Genomic DNA, 20557 nt, shown 5'->3' on the forward strand with positions numbered 1-20557 from the left:
CCGCCACCCGGCTAACAGGCTACGGCTTCGTCGCTATCAAAACCGCACGCATCGGCGCCGGATAGCCTTCAATGGTTTTGCTGTGATCGGTCGGGTCGAGGAACTGCTCCAGCGATTCAGTGATCATCCAGTCGGTGCGGCGCTGCTCTTCGAGAGAGGTCACGCTGACATCGGCAATCCGCACATCCACAAACCCGCACTTCTCCAGCCAGTTCTTCAGCGCCAGCGCGGAAGGGATGAAGTAAACGTTGCGCATCTGCGCGTAGCGATCGCCCGGCACCAGAACAGCATGTTCATCCCCTTCGATCACCAGCGTTTCCAGCACCAGCTCGCCGCCGCTGACCAACTGATCCTTCAGTTGCCACAGGTGCTCCAGCGGAGAACGACGGTGATACAGTACGCCCATGGAGAACACGGTATCAAACGCTTTCAGGGCAGGGAGCTGTTCAATGCCCAGCGGCAGCAGGTGCGCGCGCTGGTCGTTACCCAGCAGCTTACGTACCGCTTCAAACTGGCACAGGAACAGCTGCATCGGGTCAATACCGACCGCCAGGTGCGCGCCCGCGCCAATCATGCGCCACATGTGGTAACCGCTGCCGCAGCCCACGTCCAGAATGGTACGTCCGGTCAGGTCGGAAAGGTGCGGCAGAACGCGATCCCATTTCCAGTCCGAGCGCCATTCGGTGTTGATGTTCACCCCGTACAGCGAGAACGGGCCTTTGCGCCACGGCATCAGATTGCGCATCAGCGTTTCGATGCGGTTGATCTGCCCGGCCGGAAGCGGCTCTTTGCTTTCGGCGGTTACGCTGTGCAGAAGATCCAGACGATGCGGGGTCAGCTCGGGCAGAAACTCCACCGCGTTTGACCACTGCTTTAACAGGCCGTGCTGCTGATCGCGCTGCCAGGCGGCAATCTGCGCGGGCAAGGTTTCAAGCCAGTGGGAGAGCTGGTTTTTGGCAATCAGCTGATAGAAGTTACTGAATTCGATCATGCCGGTTTCCCCGCTTTCAGCGCCACCAGCGAACCAAAGTTAAAGCACTGGAACCACAGTTCGCTGTGCTCAAACCCGGCTTTGCTCAGACGCGCTTTGTGGGTTTCTACGGAATCCGTCAGCATCACGTTTTCGAGCATGCTGCGCTTCTGGCTGATCTCCAGCTCGCTGTAGCCGTTCGCCCGTTTGAAATCGTGGTGCATGTTGAACAGCAGCTCGCCAACTTCGGCATCTTCGAAGCTGAATTTCTCCGAGAGCACCAGCGCGCCGCCAGGATTCAGCCCCTGATAAATTTTGTCCAGCAGCAGCTGGCGGTCTTCCGGCACCAGGAACTGAAGGGTGAAATTCAGCACCACCATCGAGGCGTTATTGATCTCAATCTCGCGGATATCACCTTCCACCACGTCCACCGGAACAGGGGCTTTGTACGCGTCAATATGGCGACGGCAGCGCTCAACCATGGCCGGGGAGTTATCGACGGCAATGATTCGGCAGCCTTCCTGGTGAATATTACGACGAACCGACAGCGTTGCCGCGCCGAGCGAGCAGCCCAGGTCATAGACCTGCGTGCCGGGTTGAACGAAGCGCTCAGCCAGCATGCCGATCATAGAGATAATATTGGAATAACCGGGAACAGAGCGCTGGATCATATCCGGGAAGACTTCAGCTACCCGTTCATCGAAGGTCCAGTCGCCCAGGCTGGCGATAGGCGCGGAAAAAAGCGTGTCGCGATCTGACATAACGTAAAAATCCGGGAAAAATAAAGTGGCGTATTGTGCGCTAATGGAGGGAGAAAACCAACTCCCACGGCATATACCACAGGTTAGCCAGCACCATCAGCAAAAGCGAACACCAGGTCGCACTCATGCCGGAACGACGCCAGCGGATTAAGCGGTGGTGAAAGCCGTAATAATGCATCAGGCGGCCAGCAATAAGAAGCAGGCCACAGATATGAACCATCCAGGTTTCTGCGCCATTCATCTCCATAAAAAGCAGCAGGATTAAGGCTGCGGGAATGTATTCGACCGCGTTGCCATGAATGCGAATAGCGCTTTGTAGCTCTGAAAATCCGCCGTCACCGTAAGAGACACGGTACAGCGTTCTGAGGCGCACAACATCAAATGAAAACTTAATCAGCAGTAATGCACCTAACACCGCATACAGCGCGCTGACCATACAAACTCCCTGTTTTTGGCAGATGGCACTTCACTATGATAGGGGGTGATATCAGAAAAGAGAAGATTGTTGTGGGATGGAAGGGGCGCTGCCCACGGACGGCACCGCAGTCTGCAAGGCCTGCCACAGAGCATCGACCAGTTCGGGGGCCTGGGCAATATCCGGCGTGTGCAAAAAGAGATACGGCGTGGTGGTGTGTTCCCACGAGGCCAGTTTTTCCAGCCAGACGGCGAACATCGCCTGGTTTTGCTGCATGTTATCGCTGCCGATAAACCTGACCATCGGGTTCTGCGCAGTCACGATGGCGTGGACCGGCACTTTCGGTTTTTTTCGCTGCGCCTCAATGATGGCCTCACTGTGCGGTATTGCGCTGTGCACCGGACGGCTGTCGAGGATCACCCGGTTGACGGAACGCTCAAGAAGGCCGCGGTTGAGCGCTTTTTCTGCTTCGCCCTTCGCAAAGAAGTCCTGGTGTCGGACCTCCACCCCGTAGGTAAACTCCCGGGGCAGGGCGTCCAGAAACGTCCACAGTGCGGGCAGGTCACGCGGGCCAAAGGCGGCCGGAAGCTGCAGCCAGTACTGGCCGATGCGGTTTGCCAGAGGCGCCATCCGGGCAAAGAATTCGTCGGTCAACTCACCGCAGTTTCGCAGTGCGGCCTGGTGAGAAATGGTCGCCGGAAACTTAAAACAGAAACGGAAATCGTCGGTTGTTTGCTCCCGCCAGCGTGTGACAATCTCGGCTTTGGGGAGCGCATACAGGGTGGTGTTGCCCTCGACGCAGTTGAAGTGTCGGGCATACTCTTCAAGGCTGGTGATGCCAAGGCGCACCCATTTCGGGTGCGACCACTGGGGCAGGCCCACATACATCATAGTGCGCGAAGGATCTCATCCGTGCTGCGCACGCGACCGATGCGCGGGAAGATGTGCGTCATGCTGCCCTTATGCTGTTCCGCGGAGGCCGCGCTGCAGGCATCTTCGGCGATCACCAGATTAAAGCCCAGTTCCCAGGCGTTGCGGGCGGTTGACTCCACGCCGATATTGGTGGAAATGCCGCACAGGATGAGGGTGTCAATGCCGCGACGGCGGAGCTGCAGCTCGAGATCGGTACCGTAGAAGGCACCCCACTGGCGTTTGGTCACTTCAATATCGCTGTCGCATTTGCCGAGTGAGACCGGGTACGTCCACCAGTTTTCCGGCAGGACTCGCGCGGGTGCCTGCGCATCAACGGGCTGTTTTAACGCTTCGGCGTAATCCGCGGACCAGCCGACGCGCACCATGACCACCTGCGCACCGCTGGCACGGCATTTCTCCGCCAGGCGAGCGGCGCGGCTGACCACATCGTCTGCGGTATGCGGGCCACCGGCAAAGGGCAAAATGCCTTCCTGTAAATCAATCACTACAAGCGCGGTTTTTTTGGCATCAAGGGTTAACATCGTTACTCCCGTTAAATTAATCACTTCTGGACACCATACGACGTGATGGCCTGTTATTGGTCGCATAATTTTGTTAATTTTTGTGAGAATGCGCAATAAGAGTGCAGCAAACGACCGCCTGGCCGTGGTTCGCTCTTATCGTCCGGCGGAATTTCCAGTATAATAGCCGCCTTTTTTCATCCAGTTGTGACATACAGAAAGCTGCGACATAGTAGCCTGCATACCAGGCGACATTTAGCCTGCGGCTAATTAAGGGATATCTCATGCGTACAGAATATTGCGGGCAGCTGCGTCAGTCCCACGTCGGACAGCAGGTCACCCTGTGTGGTTGGGTCAATCGTCGTCGTGATCTTGGTAGCCTTATCTTCATCGATATGCGCGACCGCGAAGGTATCGTTCAGGTGTTCTTCGACCCGGATCGCGCAGATGCGTTGAAGCTGGCCTCTGAGCTGCGTAATGAGTTCTGCATTCAGGTTACTGGCACCGTGCGTGCGCGTGACGAGAAAAACGTCAACGCCGACATGGCGACGGGTGCCATTGAAGTGCTGGCGTCCGATCTGACGATCATCAACCGTGCTGAAGCGCTGCCGCTGGACTCCAACCACGTCAACACTGAAGAAGCGCGTCTGAAATACCGCTACCTGGATCTGCGTCGCCCGGAAATGGCTCAGCGCCTGAAAACCCGTGCGAAAATCACCAGCCTGGTGCGTCGCTTTATGGATGATCACGGTTTCCTCGATATCGAAACCCCGATGCTGACCAAAGCCACGCCGGAAGGCGCGCGCGACTACCTGGTCCCATCCCGCGTTCATAAAGGTAAATTCTACGCGCTGCCGCAGTCTCCGCAGCTGTTCAAACAGCTGCTGATGATGTCCGGCTTCGATCGCTACTATCAGATCGTTAAATGCTTCCGCGACGAAGACCTGCGCGCTGACCGCCAGCCAGAATTTACCCAGATCGACGTGGAAACCTCCTTCATGACCGCCGAGCAGGTGCGTGAAGTGATGGAAGCCCTGGTGCGTAGCCTGTGGAACGACGTAAAAGGCGTTGAGCTGGGCGATTTCCCAATTATGACCTTCGCTGAAGCCGAGCGTCGCTACGGATCCGACAAACCTGACCTGCGTAACCCGATGGAGCTGGTGGACGTTGCAGACCTGGTGAAAGGCGTTGAGTTTGCCGTCTTCGCTGGCCCGGCTAACGATCCTAAAGGCCGCGTGGCGGCCCTGCGCGTGCCGGGTGGTGCAGCACTGAGCCGCAAGCAGATCGACGACTACGGCAACTTCATCAAGATCTACGGCGCGAAAGGTCTGGCCTATATTAAGGTGACCGAGCGTGCGAAAGGTCTGGAAGGTATCACCAGCCCGGTAGCGAAGTTCCTGAACGCGGACATCGTGGAAGCGATCCTTGAGCGCACCGGCGCGCAGGACGGCGACATGATCTTCTTCGGCGCAGACAATAAGAAAGTCGTGGCGGATGCGATGGGCGCGCTGCGTCTGAAGCTCGGCAAAGACCTGAGCCTGACCGACGAAAACAAATGGGCGCCGCTGTGGGTTATCGACTTCCCAATGTTTGAAGACGACGGTGAAGGCGGCCTGACGGCGATGCACCACCCGTTCACCTCGCCAAAAGACATGACGGCAGCAGAGCTGAAAGCGGCGCCGGAAGACGCGGTCGCGAACGCTTATGACATGGTTATCAATGGCTACGAAGTGGGCGGTGGTTCCGTGCGTATTCACAGCGGTGAAATGCAGCAGACCGTGTTCGGCATCCTGGGCATCAACGAGCAGGAGCAGCGCGAGAAGTTTGGCTTCCTGCTGGACGCGCTGAAATACGGTACGCCTCCGCACGCAGGTCTGGCCTTCGGTCTTGACCGACTGACCATGCTGCTGACCGGCACCGATAACATTCGTGATGTTATTGCCTTCCCGAAAACCACTGCCGCAGCGTGTCTGATGACCGAAGCGCCAAGCTTTGCTAACCCAGCCTCTCTGGCTGAGCTGGGCATTGAAGTGGTGAAGAAGGAAGAGAAAAACTGATATGGAATATAAGCTTCCCGTTTCGGTTCTGGTGGTCATTTATGCAGAAGACACGAAGCGGGTGCTGATGTTGCAGCGGCGCGATGACCCTGATTTCTGGCAGTCGGTAACCGGCAGTCTGGAAGAGGGAGAAACCGCGCCGCAGGCCGCCGCGCGTGAAGTAAAGGAAGAGGTCGCCATTGACGTTGCCCGCGAGCAACTGACCCTGAAGGACTGTCAGCGCACGGTGGAGTTTGAAATTTTTAGCCATTTACGTCATCGCTACGCGCCGGGTACCAGCCGCAACACGGAGTCGTGGTTCTGTCTCGCGCTCCCCCATGAACGGGAGATCGTGTTTACCGAACACCTGACCTACTGCTGGGTGAATGCGGCGGAGGCCGCCGCACTGACCAAGTCGTGGAGCAACCGGCAGGCGATTGAAGAATTTGTAATTAACGCTGCCTGAAAAGGCGCGCTCTTTGAGGATATTTTTATGGCAGGTCATAGTAAGTGGGCCAACACCAAACACCGCAAAGCGGCACAGGATGCCAAGCGCGGTAAGATCTTTACCAAAATCATTCGCGAGCTGGTGACGGCAGCGCGTCTGGGCGGCGGTGACCCGGCTTCTAACCCGCGTCTGCGCGCGGCGGTTGATAAAGCGCTGTCCAACAACATGACGCGTGACACCCTGAACCGTGCTATCGCACGTGGCGTGGGCGGCGACGAAGACGCGAACATGGAAACCATCATTTATGAAGGTTACGGCCCTGGCGGTACGGCGGTGATGGTTGAGTGCCTGTCCGACAACCGTAACCGTACCGTTGCGGAAGTGCGCCACGCGTTCACCAAAACCGGTGGCAACCTGGGCACTGACGGTTCCGTTGCTTACCTGTTCAGCAAAAAAGGCGTCATCTCCTTCGAGAAAGGCGATGAAGATGCGATCATGGAAGCGGCGCTCGAAGCCGGTGCGGAAGACGTGGTGACGTTCGATGACGGTGCTATCGACGTTTACACCGCATGGGAAGAGATGGGTGCCGTGCGCGACGCGCTGGAAGCGGCTGGCCTGAAAGCGGACAACGCTGAAGTCTCCATGATCCCGTCCACCAAAGCGGACATGGATGCGGAAACCGCACCAAAACTGCTGCGTCTGATCGACATGCTCGAAGACTGCGACGACGTGCAGGAAGTGTACCACAACGGTGAAATCTCTGATGAGGTTGCAGCGACTCTCTAATGAGAGCGTGTAAATCCGTTACAGGAGACGCGTGATGTCGATTATTCTCGGGATTGACCCAGGCTCACGCGTCACCGGTTATGGCGTTATTCGTCAGGTGGGACGCCAGCTAACCTACCTGGGCAGTGGCTGTATTCGCACCAAAGTGGACGATCTGCCGTCGCGCCTGAAGCTCATTTATGCGGGCGTGTCGGAGATCATCACCCAGTTTCAGCCGGACTATTTCGCTATCGAGCAGGTCTTTATGGCGAAAAACGCCGATTCGGCGCTAAAGCTCGGTCAGGCGCGCGGAGTGGCCATTGTGGCTGCGGTCAACCAGGATTTGCCGGTATTTGAATACGCGGCACGTCAGGTCAAGCAGACGGTGGTGGGCATTGGTAGCGCGGAGAAAAGTCAGGTGCAGCACATGGTGCGGACCCTGCTGAAGCTGCCAGCGAACCCGCAGGCTGACGCCGCGGATGCGCTGGCGATTGCGATTACCCACTGTCACGTCAGCCAGAACGCGATGCAGATGAGCGAGTCGCGGCTTAATCTGGCGCGAGGCAGGTTACGATAATGAGAAATCAGGCTGGATAAACATCCAGCCTTTTTTTATTATGTCGGCAGTTAATTTCTCCCAGAACGCAGGAGCGTCACGTGATAGGCAGACTCAGAGGCATCATCATTGAAAAACAACCCCCGTTAGTGCTGCTGGAAGTGGGTGGCGTGGGCTATGAAGTCCATATGCCGATGACCTGCTTCTATGAGCTGCCGGACGCGGGCAAAGAGGCGATTGTCTTTACTCAGTTTGTGGTGCGTGAAGATGCCCAGCTGCTGTACGGCTTCAATAACAAGCAGGAGCGGACCCTGTTCCGCGAGCTGATTAAAACTAACGGCGTTGGCCCGAAGCTGGCGCTGGCGATTTTATCCGGCATGTCAGCGTCACAGTTTGTGAATGCCGTTGAGCGCGAAGATCCTGCTGCGCTGATTAAGCTTCCGGGCATCGGCAAGAAAACGGCAGAGCGCCTGATTGTCGAGATGAAAGACCGCTTTAAAGGTCTGCATGGCGATCTGTTCACGCCGGCTGCCGATTTGGTACTGACCTCGCCAGGCGGCCCTGCCACGGATGATGATGCCGAGCAGGAAGCGGTTGCCGCGCTGGTGGCGCTGGGCTATAAACCTCAGGAGGCCAGCCGTATGGTGAGCAAAATTGCCAAACCGGACGCCAGCAGTGAAACCCTGATTCGCGAAGCGCTGCGCGCTGCATTGTGAGGTAAAGGATGATTGAAGCAGACCGCCTGGTATCGGCAGGCACTATTCAGGCAGATGACGTGGTGGATCGCGCGATCCGCCCAAAACTGCTTGATGAGTATATCGGCCAGCCGCAGGTTCGTTCCCAGATGGAGATTTTCATCCAGGCGGCAAAGCTGCGCGGCGATGCGCTCGATCACCTGCTGATTTTTGGCCCTCCGGGTTTGGGGAAAACCACGCTGGCGAATATCGTCGCCAATGAAATGGGCGTCAACCTGCGCACCACCTCCGGCCCGGTGCTGGAGAAGGCGGGCGATCTCGCTGCGATGCTGACCAACCTCGAACCGCATGACGTGCTGTTTATCGATGAGATCCACCGCCTGTCGCCGGTGGTGGAGGAAGTGCTCTATCCGGCGATGGAAGATTACCAGCTGGATATCATGATTGGCGAAGGCCCGGCCGCGCGCTCCATCAAAATCGATCTGCCGCCGTTTACCCTGATTGGTGCAACGACGCGGGCCGGGTCGTTGACCTCTCCGCTGCGCGACCGTTTCGGTATCGTGCAGCGTCTTGAGTTTTACCAGGTAGCGGACCTCCAGCATATCGTTGGCCGTAGCGCCCGCTATATGGGGCTGGAAATGAGCGAAGAGGGCGCGTTTGAAGTGGCGAAGCGTTCCCGCGGTACGCCGCGTATCGCCAACCGTCTGCTGCGCCGCGTACGTGACTTTGCCGAAGTGAAGCACGATGGCTCGATTTCCGCCGAGATCGCCGCGCAGGCGCTGGATATGCTGAACGTCGATGCCGAAGGCTTTGACTATATGGACCGTAAACTGCTGCTGGCGGTGCTGGATAAGTTCTTTGGCGGCCCGGTTGGGCTGGATAACCTGGCGGCGGCAATCGGGGAAGAGCGCGAAACCATCGAGGACGTGCTTGAACCGTATCTGATCCAGCAGGGCTTCCTGCAGCGCACCCCGCGTGGACGTATGGCAACGGTGCGGGCGTGGAATCATTTTGGCATTACGCCACCGGCAATGCCGTAATGCATTGTTCCCTCTCCCTGTGGGAGAGGGCCAGGGTGAGGGCATCAGCGCCCTCGATGTTAATTTGCGGTCTTCTTCATCATACTGAAAATAAACAACACCGCAGCACTTAACACCACAGACGGCCCCGCAGGCGTGTCATAGAACGCCGAGAAGGTGAGTCCACCCGTTACCGCAATCATTCCGACAATCACGGCCACACCGGCCATCTGCTCCGGCGTACGGGCAAAACGACGTGCCGTAGCCGCAGGGATGATCAGCAGTGATGTAATAATCAGCGCGCCGACAAACTTCATCGCCACCCCAATGGTTAACGCCGTTACCAGCATCAGCAGCAGCTTAACGCGCTGCAGCTTCACGCCGTCGACAAACGCCAGGTCCGGGCTGACGGTCATGGCCAGCAGGTTACGCCACTGCCAGAGCAGAATAGCGAGCACCACCACAACGCCAATCGCGATTGCGATGAGATCGTCTGGCGTGACGGCCAGCAGGTCACCGAACAGGTAAGCCATCAGATCCACGCGGATATTCGACATCAGGCTGACCACCACCAGGCCCAGTGACAGGGCACTGTGCGCCATAATGCCAAGCAGCGTATCAATTGCGAGGTGAGGGCGCTTCTCCAGCCAGACCAGACCGGCGGCCAGCAACAGCGTGACGACGATCACCGCGTAAAACGGGTTCACATTAAGCAACAGACCAAAGGCAACACCCAGCAGGGACGCGTGCGCCAGGGTATCGCCAAAATAGGACATTCTGCGCCAGACGACAAACGAGCCGAGCGGACCCGCGGCGCAGGCAAGCATAATCCCGGCCAGCCAGCCGGGCAGTAACAGTTCAATCATGAGTGTCCATTTCCCCGACGCAGTACGATTCGTCCCTGTAAATCATGGCGATGATTATGATGATGGCGATAGATGCCCAGCTGTTCAGCGCCGCGAGGGCCGAACATGGAGATAAATTCCGGGTGCATGGAGACCACTTCTGGCGTGCCGGAGCAGCAGATATGGTGGTTAAGACACAGCACTTCGTCAGTCTTTGCCATCACCAGATGCAGGTCGTGGGATACCATCAGCACCGCGCAGTCCAGTTCCTGACGCAGCTGGTCAATAAGATCGTATAGCGCGACCTGGCCGTTGACGTCGACCCCCTGTGTTGGCTCATCCAGCACCAGCAGCTGCGGGCTGCTCAGCAGCGCACGGGCAAGTAAGACTCGCTGAGTTTCACCGCCGGACAGTTTTTGCAGCGGCGCATCGACAAGATGGCCCGCCTGCACGCGTTTCAGTGCCGGGAGAATATCGGCTTTACGCGTGCCGGGGCGCAGACGCAGGAAGCGGCTGACCGTCAGCGGCAGCGTGGCGTCGAGATGAAGTTTTTGCGGCACATAGCCGATACGCAATTTTTCCTCGCGCTTGATCACGCCTTCATCGGGTGCGACCAGACCCAGCACCACGCGCACCAGGGTGGATTTGCCTGCGCCATTGGGGCCGAGCAGCGTCAGAATTTTGCCGGGCTTCAGATCGAGCGACACGTCAGAGAGGACGCGGCGCTGGCCAAATGAGACCGAAATATTTTCAAGGGAAACCAATGTCGTCATGTCATTTTAAGCTTGAAGAAGTCAACGAATGTTATAATATCACATTCCACGCATTCACTACGATGATTAGTCGCATTATGTTACATAAAAATACGCTTCTTTTCGCAGCATTATCCGCTGCCCTTTGGGGTACAACCGCACAAGATGTTAACGCTGCGGTTGTCGCTTCGCTTAAACCACTCGGATTCATCGCGTCGGCCATTGCAGACGGGGTCACGGAAACCCAGGTTCTGCTCCCTGATGGTGCATCCGAGCATGACTATTCCCTGCGCCCGTCAGATGTAAAACGCTTACAAAACGCGGACTTAGTCGTCTGGATTGGCCCGGAAATGGAAGCGTTCATGCAGAAGTCAGCAAAACAGGTTGCCGGCGAAAAGCAGGTCGCGATTGCAGACCTCCCCGGCGTGAAACCGCTGCTCATGAAAGGGGCGGATGACGACGGTGACGAACATGACCATCACGCTGCAGAGGGTGAAAAAGGTGATGGAGATCACCATCACGGCGAGTACAACATGCATCTTTGGTTATCCCCAGAGATAGCGCGGCTTTCAGCGGTTGCAATCCATTACAAATTAGTGGAACTTATGCCGCAAAGTCGAGCCAAACTAGACGCCAACCTGAAGGATTTTGAGGCACAATTAGCCGCAACCGATAAGCAGGTAGGTAATGAGCTCGCACCGTTGAAAGGTAAAGGGTATTTCGTTTTTCATGACGCCTATGGCTATTACGAAAAACACTACGGTTTGACCCCGCTGGGTCATTTTACCGTCAATCCTGAAATTCAGCCTGGTGCGCAGCGTTTACATGAAATCAGAACACAGTTGGTTGAGCAAAAAGCGACATGCGTTTTTGCTGAGCCACAGTTCAGGCCAGCGGTCGTAGAAGCCGTGGCCAGGGGAACATCCGTGCGCATGGGAACCCTTGACCCGCTAGGTACGCATATCCAGTTGAGCAAAGCGAGCTATTCGCAGTTCCTCAGCCAACTGGCGAACCAGTATGCGAGCTGCCTGAAAGGAGATTAACGAGGAAGTGAATACGTGCAACAGATAGCCCGCTCTGTCGCCCTGGCATTTAACAATCTGCCTCGACCCCACCGCGTTATGCTGGGGTCGCTTACAGTACTCACCTTAGCGGTCGCCGTCTGGCGGCCCTATGTTTACCACCCGAGTTCTGCCCCTATCATCAAAACCATTGAGCTTGAAAAGAGCGAAATCCGTTCTTTGCTGCCTGAAGCCAGTGAGCCTATCGACCAGGCGGCTCAGGAAGATGAAGCCATCCCGCAGGATGAGCTGGACGATAAAACCGAGAACGAAGCCGGTATTCACGAATATGTTGTGTCTACCGGGGACACGCTGAGCAGCGTGCTGAACCAGTACGGCATCGACATGGGCAATATCAGCCAGCTGGCGGCTGCGGATAAAGATCTTCGTAACCTGAAAATTGGACAACAGCTCTCCTGGACACTAACGGCGGATGGCGATCTCCAGCGTCTGACCTGGGAAATGTCCCGCCGCGAAACCCGCACCTACGATCGCACTGCAAACGGTTTCAAGATGACCAGCGAAATGCAGAAGGGCGACTGGGTTAACAGCGTTCTGAAAGGCACCGTGGGCGCGAGCTTTGTCTCCAGCGCGCGAGATGCGGGCTTGACCAGCGCTGAAATCAGCTCGGTGATCAAAGCCATGCAGTGGCAGATGGATTTCCGTAAGCTGAAGAAGGGCGATGAGTTCTCCGTTCTGATGTCCCGCGAAATGCTGGACGGCAAACGCGAGCAAAGCCAGCTGCTGGGCGTACGTCTGCGCTCTGAGGGCAAAGATTACTACGCGATTCGTGCCGAAGACGGTAAGTTCTATGACCGCAGCGGTACGGGCCTTGCGAAAGGCTTCCTGCGTTTCCCGACGGCAAAACAGTTCCGCGTCTCCTCGAACTTTAACCCGCGTCGTCTGAACCCGGTAACCGGGCGCGTCGCGCCGCACCGTGGTGTTGACTTTGCTATGCCGCAGGGCACGCCGGTACTGGCGGTAGGGGATGGCGAAGTGGTGGTGGCCAAGCGTAGCGGTGCCGCCGGATATTACGTCGCGGTACGTCATGGCCGTACGTATACGACCCGCTATATGCACCTGCGTAAGCTGCTGGTCAAACCGGGCCAGAAGGTGAAGCGTGGTGACCGTATTGCGATCTCCGGCAATACCGGACGTTCTACCGGCCCGCACCTGCACTATGAAGTGTGGATCAACCAACAAGCAGTGAACCCGCTGACCGCGAAACTGCCGCGCACTGAAGGCCTGACAGGTAAAGATCGTACTGATTATCTGGCGCAGGTGAAAGAGGTGATGCCGCAGCTGAGCTTAAACTAAGTTCTCTGTTTTTGTTAAAAAAGCCGGCGCACACTTACGCCGGCTTTTTCTTTTGTGCGTGGACGACTGCCTCGCTACACTATCTGAATAAAATTTTGCGTCATCAGACCCTGGATCCAGCATGGAAACCCAAAAAAACAATATTGAATACATTCCTGAGTTTGAAAAATCCTTCCGCCATCCGCGCAACTGGGGCGCCTGGCTTGGTGTTTACGCCTTTGCGGGGATGGCGATGCTGCCTGCCTCTGTTCGCGATCCCGTTCTGGGTAAAATTGGTCGTCTGGCGGGGCGTTTAGGCAAGAGCGCCCGCCGTCGTGCGCAGATCAACCTCTATTACTGTTTTCCTGAGAAAAGCGACGCCGAGCGCGAGGCAATCATTGATGAGATGTATACTACCGCGCCGCAGGCCATGGCGATGATGGCGGAGCTGGCGCTGAAAGGGCCGGATAAAATCGTCGATCGCGTTGACTGGAAAGGGCTGGAGATCATCGAGGAGATGCGCCGCAATGACGAGAAAGTCATTTTCCTCGTCCCCCACGGCTGGGGCGTTGATATTCCGGCGATGCTGATGGCCTCTCAGGGCCAGAAGATGGCGGCAATGTTCCACAATCAGGGCAATAAGATTTTCGATTTTGTCTGGAACACGGTGCGTCGTCGTTTTGGCGGACGCCTGCATGCCCGTAACGATGGCATTAAGCCCTTCATTCAGTCGGTACGTCAGGGGTACTGGGGCTACTATCTGCCGGATCAGGATCACGGCCCCGAGCACAGCGAGTTTGTTGATTTCTTTGCGACCTATAAAGCGACGCTCCCCGCGATTGGTCGCCTGATGAAAGTCTGTCGTGCCCGCGTGATCCCGCTATTCCCGGTCTATGACGGCAAAACGCATCGACTGAGTATTGAGGTCCGTCCTCCGATGGACGATCTGCTGACCGCAGACGACCACACCATCGCGCGTCGAATGAACGAAGAGGTAGAGATACTGGTGGGGCCGCATGCCGAACAGTACACGTGGATTCTGAAGCTGCTTAAAACGCGCAAACCGGGCGAAACAGAGCCGTATAAACGCAAAGAGCTGTATCCAACGAAATAAAAAAAGCCCTTTCCATCTGGAGAGGGCTTTTTAACAGAGACGTTATTACTCGACGGTCATAACGCGGGTGGTGTTGGTTGAGCCGATGGTGCTCATTACATCGCCCTGGGTCACAATGACGATATCACCGGACACCAGATAGCCTTTGTCGCGCAGCAGGTTTACGGCATCGTGCGCGGCGGCCACGCCATCATTGGTGCTGTCGAAGTGGACCGGCGTCACACCGCGGTACAGCGCCGTCAGGTTCAGAGTACGTTCGTGACGGGACATGGCGAAGATCGGCAGACCCGAGCTGATACGCGAGGTCATCAGCGCGGTGCGGCCAGATTCGGTCATGGTGATGATCGCGGTAACGCCCTTCAGATGGTTTGCCGCATACATTGCCGACATCGCAATCGCTTCTTCCACATTGTCGAACTGCACGTCCAGACGGTGTTTAGAGACGTTGATGCTTGGGATCTTTTCAGCGCCCAGGCAGACGCGCGCCATGGCGGCCACGGTTTCTGCCGGATACTGGCCCGCTGCGGTTTCTGCGGAGAGCATCACCGCATCGGTTCCGTCCAGCACGGCGTTTGCCACGTCCATGACTTCTGCACGGGTTGGCATTGGGTTGGTGATCATCGATTCCATCATCTGAGTGGCGGTGATCACCGCGCGGTTCAGCTGACGTGCGCGACGAATCAGCGCTTTCTGGATACCGACCAGCTCAGGGTCGCCGATTTCCACACCCAGGTCGCCACGCGCAACCATCACCACGTCAGACGCGAGGATCACATCGTCCATGGCATCCTGATCGCAAACGGCTTCCGCACGCTCAACTTTGGCGACGATTTTGGCATCGCAGCCTGCATCGCGTGCCAGGCGACGCGCATAGTTCAGATCTTCGCCGCAGCGCGGGAAGGAGACAGCCAGGTAGTCCACGCCGATCAGCGCAGCCGTCACGATGTCCGCTTTGTCTTTATCGGTGAGCGCTTCTGCAGAGAGGCCGCCGCCCAGTTTGTTGATGCCTTTATTGTTGGAGAGCGGGCCGCCGACGGTGACTTCGGTGAACACTTTCATGCCCTGAACTTCCAGCACTTTCAGCTGTACGCGACCGTCATCGAGCAGGAGGATATCGCCAGGTACCACGTCAGCCGGCAGGCCTTTATAGTCGATACCGACTTTTTCTTTATCGCCTTCGCCTTTGCCCAGGTTGGCATCCAGCAGGAATTTGTCGCCGATATTGAGGAAAACTTTACCTTCTTTAAAGGTTGAGACACGGATTTTGGGACCCTGCAAATCACCGAGGATAGCCACGTGGCGGCCCAGTTTTGCTGCGATTTCACGCACTTTGTCGGCACGTAATTTATGGTCTTCTGGCGTACCGTGAGAGAAGTTCATACGCACCACGTTGGCACCAGCGGCGATAATTTTCTCAAGATTATTATCGCGATCGGTGGCCGGGCCTAAGGTGGTTACGATCTTGGTTCTGCGAAGCCTTCTGGACATGTAATACTCCGTTGACTGAAACAACTTTGGTGTTGCGTGAACATTGAATCGGTCTTCATCTGCTGCAAGGCAGCGGAGAGTGGACCGAATGCCGTAAATCGTTACATCGTAATTATTGGTTACGTCTTCGTTATCAACTATTAGGGAACATCGCTCTTTATAAGCAATTCTTTATCAAAACGCGATTCCTTCAGCGCTTCCTTGACCCGCTTCAAGTTATCCCGGAATTTTGCGCCCCGACGTAAGGTAAAACCGGTCGCCAGCACGTCAATCACGGTGAGCTGGGCCAGGCGGGAGACCATCGGCATATAAATGTCGGTGTCTTCCGGCACGTCGAGGGTGATCGCCAGCGTTGCCTCACGCGCCAGCGGCGTGCCTGCCGTGGTGAGGGCAATCACCATGGCATCGTTTTCACGGGCCAGCTGCGCCAGCTCTACCTGACTCTTGGTGCGGCCGGTATGCGAAATCAGTACCACGACGTCATCTTCACTGCAATTCATACAGCTCATGCGTTGCAGGACAATGTCATCGGAATAAATCACCGGGACGTTAAAGCGGAAAAATTTGTTCATGGCGTCATGCGCGACGGCTGCCGACGAGCCGAGACCAAAGAACGCAATCTTCTTCGCCTGGGTGAGTAAATCCACCGCGCGATTCACGGAACTCATGTCCAGAGACTGTCGGACGTGGTCAAGCGAAGCCATAGCCGATTCAAAAATTTTCGCGGTATAGGCATCAACGCTGTCGTCTTCATCCACATTACGATTAACATAAGGGGTGCCGTTAGCCAGACTTTGTGCCAGATGCAGTTTAAAATCAGGGAAGCCGCGCGTTTCCAGGCTGCGGCAAAAGCGATTGACCGTGGGTTCGCTAACACCCGCTTCCTGTGCCAGAGCGGCGATGCTTGAATGAATCGCCTGAGCGGGAGAGGCGAGAATGACCTCGGCCACTTTTCGCTCGGATTTGCTAAGGTGTTCCAGTTGAAACTGGATTTTTTCCAGCATGTTCATGTTAACAGGATGCTCATGGGTGTAAACGATTTCATAAATTGATGAAATCGTGATTCGATTTAGCCGATATTACCCTCGTGGCTTCCATAAAGGGTAATAATCGACAAGATAATGTTGTTGTTTTTTTTCATTACTTGATCGGTGTCGGGTTTTGCTGTGACCCTGTTGCGCAAAGAAACGACGGTTGTTGCGTCATTAAGCGGTCGTAATCATCCAAAGGGTGAAAAATCGCGGTATCGCACGCGACGATAAGCGCTAATGGTTTCGGGAATGACGTAAAAGCAGTACAGTGCATTGTAATAAAATTACAACGATACCTGGCAGAAGTACCAGGTGATCCAACTGAGGAGAATGACATGGCGGTAACGCAAACAGCCCAGGCATGTGACCTGGTCATTTTCGGCGCGAAAGGCGACCTTGCACGCCGAAAATTGCTGCCTTCCCTGTATCAACTGGAGAAAGCGGGTCAAATTCATCCGGATACCCGTATCCTGGGTGTAGGGCGCGCCGACTGGGACAAGGACGCTTATACCAAAGTCGTCCGCGAGGCGCTCGAAACTTTCATGAAGGAAAAAATTGATGAAAGTTTGTGGGATACCCTGAGTGGACGTCTCGATTTCTGCAACCTGGACGTTAATGACGTCAGCGCGTTTACCCGCTTAGGCGCGATGCTGGATCAGAAAAACCGTGTCACCATTAACTATTTCGCCATGCCGCCAAGCACCTTCGGCGCCATCTGCAAAGGCCTGGGCGAAGCCAAACTGAACGCCAAACCGGCGCGCGTCGTGATGGAGAAGCCGCTGGGTACCTCGCTGGCAACCTCGCGTGAAATCAACGACCAGGTGGGCGAGTTCTTTGAAGAGTGCCAGGTCTACCGTATCGACCACTATCTCGGTAAAGAGACGGTACTGAACCTGCTGGCGCTGCGTTTTGCTAACTCCCTGTTTGTAAATAACTGGGACAACCGCACTATCGACCACGTGGAAATCACCGTGGCGGAAGAGGTGGGGATTGAAGGTCGCTGGGGGTACTTTGACCAGGCCGGTCAGATGCGCGACATGATCCAGAACCACCTGCTGCAGATCCTGTGCATGATTGCCATGTCTCCACCGTCTGACCTGACGGCGGACAGCATCCGTGACGCGAAAGTGAAAGTGCTGAAGTCACTGCGCCGCATCGACCGCTCCAACGTGCGTGAGAAGACCGTTCGCGGTCAGTACACCGCCGGGTTTGCGCAAGGCAAAAAAGTGCCGGGCTACCTGGAAGAAGAGGGTGCGAACAAGTCCAGCAACACCGAGACGTTTGTGGCGATCCGCGTGGATATCGACGACTGGCGCTGGGCGGGGGTTCCGTTCTACCTGCGCACCGGTAAACGTCTGCCGGCTAAATGTTCCGAAGTGGTTGTCTACTTTAAGAACCCGGAACTGAACCTGTTCAAAGAGTCTTGGCAGGAGCTGCCGCAGAACAAACTGACCATTCGTCTGCAGCCGGACGAGGGCGTGGATATCCAGATCCTGAACAAAGTGCCGGGCCTGGATCATAAACACAACCTGCAGACCACCAAGCTGGATCTGAGCTACTCCGAAACCTTTAACCAGACGCACCTGGCCGATGCTTACGAGCGTCTGCTGCTGGAAACCATGCGCGGTATCCAGGCGCTGTTCGTGCGCCGCGATGAAGTGGAAGAGGCGTGGAAATGGGTCGACTCCATCACCGAAGCCTGGGCTGCCGATCAGGATGCGCCAAAACCGTATCAGGCGGGCACCTGGGGACCGGTCGCGTCGGTGGCGATGATCACCCGCGATGGCCGCTCCTGGAACGAGTTTGAGTAAGATAATCCGCTAGCCCGAAAGTGTTATTTTACCGGTAACATGATCTAACTCAGCTAGTGGCACAATTTTCAACTTTTAAGCTCCGCGTGGATTCACCCGCGGAGCTTTTTTTATTACACTGCCGGAAGTGATTTTGCCCCTGAGCTCCGGACAGCAAGCGTTTCAGCGTTGTTAACAACTGCCAGCGACTTTGTAAACTCCCGAGCCCGGACAGATAAATTAGAGGAGCTTTTATGAATCCGACATTGTTACGCGTAACACAACGCATTATTGAGCGCTCGAAAGAGACCCGCTCGGCCTACCTCTCCCGGATTGAACAGGCAAAGAGCAACACCGTCCACCGATCTCAACTGGCCTGCGGTAACCTGGCGCACGGTTTCGCCGCCTGCCAGCCTGATGATAAAGCGTCGCTGAAAAGCATGTTGCGTAACAATATCGCCATCATTACCTCCTATAACGATATGCTCTCCGCGCACCAGCCCTATGAGGTTTACCCGGATATCATCCGTAAAGCGCTGCACAGCGTGAATGCGGTCGGCCAGGTGGCGGGTGGGGTACCCGCCATGTGCGACGGCGTGACGCAGGGCCAGGACGGTATGGAGCTCTCCCTGCTGAGCCGCGAAGTGATTGCTATGTCCGCGGCGGTGGGCCTGTCGCACAACATGTTTGATGGCGCGCTGTATCTCGGCGTGTGCGACAAGATTGTTCCGGGCCTGGTAATGGCGGCGCTGTCGTTTGGGCATCTGCCTGCGATCTTCGTGCCGTCGGGCCCAATGGCGAGCGGTCTGCCGAACAAAGAAAAAGTGCGTATCCGCCAGCTGTACGCGGAAGGGAAAGCAGACCGTCAGGCGCTGCTGGAGGCGGAAGCCGCGTCCTACCATGCGCCGGGCACCTGTACGTTTTACGGTACCGCGAACACGAACCAGATGGTGGTGGAGTTTATGGGGATGCAGCTTCCGGGCTCATCCTTTATCCAGCCGGACGCGCCGCTGCGCAAGGCGCTGACCGAGGCTGCGGCCCGTCAGGTCACGCGTCTTACCGGCAACGGCAACGAATGGATGCCGATGGGCAAAATGGTCGACGAAAAGGTCATCGTCAACGGGATTGTCGCGCTGCTGGCAACCGGGGGGTCAACCAACCACACCATGCACCTGGTGGCCATGGCGCGTGCGGCGGGCATTCTGATTAACTGGGATGACTTCTCCGAGATCTCTTCCGTGGTGCCGCTGATGGCACGCCTGTACCCGAACGGTCCGGCGGATATTAACCACTTCCAGGCCGCGGGCGGCGTACCGCTGCTGATGCGCGAGCTGCTGAAAGGCGGACTGCTGCATGAAGACGTAAATACCGTGGCAGGCTTTGGCCTTCAGCGCTATACCCAGGAGCCGTGGTTGAACAACGGCGAGCTGGACTGGCGCGAAGGGGTGAGCGCGTCTCTTGATGCGCAGGTGATCGCCACCATCGACAAACCGTTCTCTCCTCACGGCGGCACCAAAGTGCTGAGCGGCAACCTCGGTCGTGCGGTAATGAAGACCTCTGCCGTACCGGAAGAGAACCAGATTATCGAAGCGCCGGCGGTGGTGTTTGAAAGCCAGCACGACGTATTACCCGCCTTTGACGCCGGTCTGCTCGACAAAGACTGCGTGGTGGTGGTGCGTCATCAGGGGCCTAAAGCTAACGGGATGCCAGAATTACATAAACTTATGCCACCACTTGGTGTATTATTGGACCGCCGTTTCAAAATTGCGTTAGTAACCGATGGACGCCTCTCCGGGGCATCCGGCAAAGTGCCTTCAGCCATCCACGTGACGCCTGAAGCCTACGACGGCGGGTTGCTGGCGAAAGTGCGTGACGGTGACATGATCCGCGTTAACGGTCAGACAGGCGAGTTAACCCTGCTGGTGGATGACGCCGAGCTGGCGGCACGTCAACCCCATATTCCTGACCTGAGCGCATCGCGCGTGGGGACCGGACGCGAAATGTTCAGCGCGCTGCGTGAGAAGCTCTCCGGTGCGGAGCAGGGCGCAACCTGTATTACGTTTTAAGACGACTTGATTTTAA

General features: G+C 56.4%; 20 protein-coding genes. 11 read left to right on the top strand and 9 right to left on the bottom strand.

Features of this window, described 5'->3' with window-relative positions; translation table 11 throughout:
- Positions 1-19: 19 nt before the first annotated feature.
- Genes cmoB through BM007_RS16010 form a run of 5 tightly spaced genes read right to left on the bottom strand, consistent with a single transcriptional unit; the run spans position 20 to position 3600 of the window.
- Positions 20-991, bottom strand: coding sequence for a tRNA 5-methoxyuridine(34)/uridine 5-oxyacetic acid(34) synthase CmoB (gene cmoB, locus BM007_RS15990; protein WP_090419744.1), 972 nt, complete (start codon positions 989-991; stop codon positions 20-22).
- Entirely contained in the window at positions 988-1731 is a 744-nt protein-coding gene (gene cmoA, locus BM007_RS15995; protein WP_048992239.1) for a carboxy-S-adenosyl-L-methionine synthase CmoA, read from the bottom strand. Before cmoA ends, cmoB begins: the two co-directional genes overlap by 4 nt.
- A gap of 40 nt (positions 1732-1771) precedes the next feature.
- Positions 1772-2167 (bottom strand): MAPEG family protein, encoded by a 396-nt coding sequence (locus BM007_RS16000; protein WP_021240443.1) that lies wholly within the window; start codon positions 2165-2167, stop codon positions 1772-1774.
- Between the two features lie 51 nt (positions 2168-2218).
- Positions 2219-3037 (bottom strand): DUF72 domain-containing protein, encoded by an 819-nt coding sequence (locus tag BM007_RS16005; protein WP_090419747.1) that lies wholly within the window; start codon positions 3035-3037, stop codon positions 2219-2221.
- Positions 3034-3600, bottom strand: a complete 567-nt coding sequence (locus tag BM007_RS16010; protein WP_090419750.1) for a hydrolase — start codon at positions 3598-3600, stop codon at positions 3034-3036. Before BM007_RS16010 ends, BM007_RS16005 begins: the two co-directional genes overlap by 4 nt.
- A 263-nt stretch (positions 3601-3863) precedes the next feature.
- Here BM007_RS16010 and aspS point away from each other — a divergent pair, with 263 nt between their 5' ends.
- The 6 genes from aspS (at position 3864) to ruvB (ending at position 9119) form a co-directional block, all read left to right on the top strand.
- Positions 3864-5636 carry an aspartate--tRNA ligase gene (gene aspS / locus BM007_RS16020; RefSeq protein ID WP_048992234.1) on the top strand — a complete coding sequence of 591 codons (1773 nt, stop codon included), beginning with the start codon at positions 3864-3866 and terminating at the stop codon, positions 5634-5636.
- Position 5637: 1 nt separating this feature from the next.
- Positions 5638-6081: a dihydroneopterin triphosphate diphosphatase gene (nudB, locus tag BM007_RS16025; RefSeq protein WP_090419753.1), complete on the top strand. Its 444-nt coding sequence runs from the start codon at positions 5638-5640 to the stop codon at positions 6079-6081.
- A 27-nt stretch (positions 6082-6108) separates the two neighbouring features.
- Entirely contained in the window at positions 6109-6849 is a 741-nt protein-coding gene (locus tag BM007_RS16030; protein ID WP_008500447.1) for a YebC/PmpR family DNA-binding transcriptional regulator, read from the top strand.
- Positions 6850-6883: 34 nt separating this feature from the next.
- A complete protein-coding gene (gene ruvC / locus BM007_RS16035; RefSeq protein ID WP_003859749.1) occupies positions 6884-7405 on the top strand; it encodes a crossover junction endodeoxyribonuclease RuvC in 522 nt (173 codons plus the stop codon).
- 80 nt (positions 7406-7485) lie between these two features.
- Positions 7486-8100: a Holliday junction branch migration protein RuvA gene (gene ruvA, locus BM007_RS16040; RefSeq protein ID WP_090419754.1), complete on the top strand. Its 615-nt coding sequence runs from the start codon at positions 7486-7488 to the stop codon at positions 8098-8100.
- Positions 8101-8108: 8 nt separating this feature from the next.
- A complete protein-coding gene (ruvB, locus tag BM007_RS16045; RefSeq protein ID WP_023312235.1) occupies positions 8109-9119 on the top strand; it encodes a Holliday junction branch migration DNA helicase RuvB in 1011 nt (336 codons plus the stop codon).
- A 59-nt stretch (positions 9120-9178) separates the two neighbouring features.
- Here the strand turns inward: ruvB and znuB are convergent, their stop codons facing one another.
- A complete protein-coding gene (znuB, locus tag BM007_RS16050) occupies positions 9179-9964 on the bottom strand; it encodes a zinc ABC transporter permease subunit ZnuB (RefSeq protein ID WP_024909692.1) in 786 nt (261 codons plus the stop codon).
- A complete protein-coding gene (gene znuC, locus BM007_RS16055; RefSeq protein ID WP_061714871.1) occupies positions 9961-10716 on the bottom strand; it encodes a zinc ABC transporter ATP-binding protein ZnuC in 756 nt (251 codons plus the stop codon). Before znuC ends, znuB begins: the two co-directional genes overlap by 4 nt.
- Positions 10717-10793: 77 nt before the next feature.
- On the opposite strand from znuC, the gene znuA reads away from it, so the two are divergent.
- The 3 genes from znuA (at position 10794) to lpxM (ending at position 14166) form a co-directional block, all read left to right on the top strand.
- Positions 10794-11738, top strand: coding sequence for a zinc ABC transporter substrate-binding protein ZnuA (gene znuA, locus BM007_RS16060; RefSeq protein WP_139210920.1), 945 nt, complete (start codon positions 10794-10796; stop codon positions 11736-11738).
- Positions 11739-11753: 15 nt separating this feature from the next.
- Positions 11754-13073, top strand: a complete 1320-nt coding sequence (mepM, locus tag BM007_RS16065) for a murein DD-endopeptidase MepM (protein ID WP_024909694.1) — start codon at positions 11754-11756, stop codon at positions 13071-13073.
- Between the two features lie 121 nt (positions 13074-13194).
- Positions 13195-14166 carry a lauroyl-Kdo(2)-lipid IV(A) myristoyltransferase gene (gene lpxM / locus BM007_RS16070; protein WP_061714872.1) on the top strand — a complete coding sequence of 324 codons (972 nt, stop codon included), beginning with the start codon at positions 13195-13197 and terminating at the stop codon, positions 14164-14166.
- A gap of 45 nt (positions 14167-14211) precedes the next feature.
- Here the strand turns inward: lpxM and pyk are convergent, their stop codons facing one another.
- Together pyk and BM007_RS16080 are read right to left on the bottom strand one after the other, a co-directional pair.
- The gene (gene pyk / locus BM007_RS16075) at positions 14212-15654 is read right to left on the bottom strand and encodes a pyruvate kinase (RefSeq protein WP_008500455.1); all 1443 of its coding nucleotides are present in this window, start codon (positions 15652-15654) and stop codon (positions 14212-14214) included.
- Between the two features lie 140 nt (positions 15655-15794).
- A complete protein-coding gene (locus BM007_RS16080) occupies positions 15795-16664 on the bottom strand; it encodes a MurR/RpiR family transcriptional regulator (RefSeq protein ID WP_090419760.1) in 870 nt (289 codons plus the stop codon).
- Between the two features lie 356 nt (positions 16665-17020).
- Between BM007_RS16080 and zwf the strand changes: the two genes are divergently transcribed.
- Both zwf and edd read left to right on the top strand, forming a co-directional pair.
- Complete coding sequence (gene zwf / locus BM007_RS16085; protein ID WP_023312228.1) at positions 17021-18496, top strand: glucose-6-phosphate dehydrogenase; 1476 nt, start codon at positions 17021-17023, stop codon at positions 18494-18496.
- Positions 18497-18729: 233 nt separating this feature from the next.
- On the top strand, positions 18730-20541 hold the full coding sequence (edd, locus tag BM007_RS16090) for a phosphogluconate dehydratase (protein ID WP_090419763.1): 1812 nt from the start codon (positions 18730-18732) through the stop codon (positions 20539-20541).
- Positions 20542-20557: the final 16 nt, after the last annotated feature.

Origin of the sequence: Enterobacter sp. NFIX59, from assembly GCF_900113755.1 — a bacterium.
Taxonomy (GTDB): Bacteria; Pseudomonadota; Gammaproteobacteria; order Enterobacterales; family Enterobacteriaceae; genus Enterobacter; species Enterobacter pseudoroggenkampii.